We start from the raw sequence: 2,142 nt of genomic DNA, 5'->3' as shown, positions 1-2,142 counted from the left end.
TAAATAATGAAAACACGCGCCATTGAAGCGAGTGCAGCCGAGTCAACATATCTAAAAATAGCTCGATATAAGCCAAAAGAAATAAAGAGGGGAAATGAAAATCCAATGGCAGCAAGGAGAACTATCCACTGTTGGCCTTGAAAATGGCCCCACTGGTCTAAGCGAAGCCCAAAAGACAGCCAAACACTGAATGCGCAAATAATCACATCACAGTACATCACTGCACCCCTCTTAACTGAGCGAGGAAGGTTTAATAGTGACTGTTTAGTTGTATTAATAGACACGGATTTAATTATAAATTATATAGTCAAGATAAGGGAATTTAGTATTTAGTGAGGCAGATGAGCCATTCTGCTCTAAAAATATACTCGGCATAATAAATGCTAAGTTGATAGTTATCTTGTTAGCGCAAGTGGGTCAGCAAAAAATAGAAAATGCATTCAAAAAAACCAAATTAATGAGAAACCCCGGCTCGCCGAATCACCTTTAAAAAGGTTAAGCCCAATATCTTCATATCAAACCAGAAAGACTGTTGCTGGAGATACTCCACCTCATATTGAACTTTAACTGGAATTGATAATTCATCACGGCCATTTACTTGCGCCCAACCAGTTAACCCTGGTACTAACTTATCCACGCCATATTGAGTTCGCAAAGAAATCAAATCATCTTGATTAAATAGCGCAGGACGTGGGCCTACAAAACTCATTTCACCAACCAAAATACTCCATAGTTGTGGTAATTCATCAAGGCTAGATTTCCGTAAAAATGAACCTATTAGCGTTAAGTGTTGATTGGAGTCAGAAAGTAAGTGAGTTGCTACAGCAGGGGTACCTACTTGCATGGTGCGGAACTTGGGCATCCGAAAGATAGTGTTGCACCTTCCTACGCGATTAGACCAATAAAGTGCAGGCCCAGATGATGTTAATCGCACGGCAATTGCCACAACTAAAAATGGCAACACCAACAAAATAGTAATGAAGAATGCCAATACAAGGTCAAATATTCGCTTCATAGTAAAAATATACCTACGATTACATTTTCAAGAAGTGGGCCGCAGTCTGACGCAATCCTTCGTCGACACTGACTGGCGGTGACCAGCCAATCAAATCTTTTGTTTTTTTAATATCAACTTGCAAAGAACCGCAAAGACGTTGAGCAATATCCGCCCTTCCAAATAACTTTGTGCAGAGCGTGATTAATGCCACTGGGACCGGTATTAATTTTGAAGAGCACCCAAGCGCAAAAGCCATACGTCTTAACAATCCTTCGGTTGATAGATCTTCGTCATCCGATACTAGAAATATCTGATTAGCTGCCGCAGGATGATTGATGCAAGCAATAATCATACTAACGAGATTATCAATAAAGACAAAACTGCGGCGATTTTTTGTTACTCTACCAAGCGGCAGCGGAATCCCTCGCTTTACCCATTTCATCATGGACAGAAAATTCGCCTTGACCCCTGGTCCATAGACTAGAGGAGAGCGAATAATGACTACCTCCATCCCCGTTTCTTTAGAGATTGCAATTAGTCCCATTTCAGCTTCATATTTTGAAACACCATAGGGATCGCTTGGCACAGGAATTTTGTCTGCTGTAAATGGATATCCGATATTAGTTTGTTCGCCATTAACTTTAATAGAGCTAATAAAGAGAAAACGCTTAACGCCAGCTAGGGCAGCTTGACGAGCTAAATTCAAGGTGCCCGCCACATTTACTTTCCTAAACTCACTCAAGGCATCAGCTGATTTATCATTCATTATGTGTACACGCGCTGCAGTATGAACAACCGAATGAACTCCCGCTAGCGCAACTGAAAAATTGGTACCGGCACTAAAATCTCCAACCTCTAAAACAGCACACTGCAACTCCCATTTTCTAGGCTTTGCTCTAACGGCCGCCACCACTAAGGATTCGTCCGCTATCAAACGCCTGATTAGCGATGAGCCGACAAAGCCCGTCGCTCCTGTAATAAGGTAAATATCCGACTTTTTTTTATTGAAAGGGATTTTCATTGGTCTTTAGGACGGTGCAACGGAGTACGCATATGCTTATAAAAAAACTTAAAAAATGATTCAGGAAAAAGTCGTGGTATAAATTTTACAAAAATAATAAAGAGGTACTCGATAGCTGATAATA

General features: G+C 40.8%; 2 protein-coding genes and 1 pseudogene. All 3 read right to left on the bottom strand.

Features of this window, described 5'->3' with window-relative positions:
- Positions 1 to 284: pseudogene (locus tag B7Y67_RS12220) on the bottom strand (polysaccharide biosynthesis protein); the annotation flags it as partial.
- 170 nt (positions 285 to 454) lie between these two features.
- Positions 455 to 1,015 carry a sugar transferase gene (locus B7Y67_RS12215; protein WP_293598884.1) on the bottom strand — a complete coding sequence of 187 codons (561 nt, stop codon included), beginning with the start codon at positions 1,013 to 1,015 and terminating at the stop codon, positions 455 to 457.
- Between the two features lie 19 nt (positions 1,016 to 1,034).
- A complete protein-coding gene (locus tag B7Y67_RS12210) occupies positions 1,035 to 2,018 on the bottom strand; it encodes an SDR family oxidoreductase (protein WP_293598883.1) in 984 nt (327 codons plus the stop codon).
- Positions 2,019 to 2,142 lie beyond the last annotated feature (124 nt).

The sequence above is a fragment of the Polynucleobacter sp. 35-46-11 genome, assembly GCF_002281105.1.
This window is presented reverse-complemented; position numbering and strand designations above follow the sequence as displayed.

What these genes read in the sequence shown, in the direction of transcription:
- B7Y67_RS12215 (WP_293598884.1), bottom strand. Translation starts at nt 1,015, where the DNA reads ATGAAGCGAATATTTGACCTTGTATTGGCATTCTTCATTACTATTTTG.
- B7Y67_RS12210 (WP_293598883.1), bottom strand. Translation starts at nt 2,018, where the DNA reads ATGAAAATCCCTTTCAATAAAAAAAAGTCGGATATTTACCTTATTACA.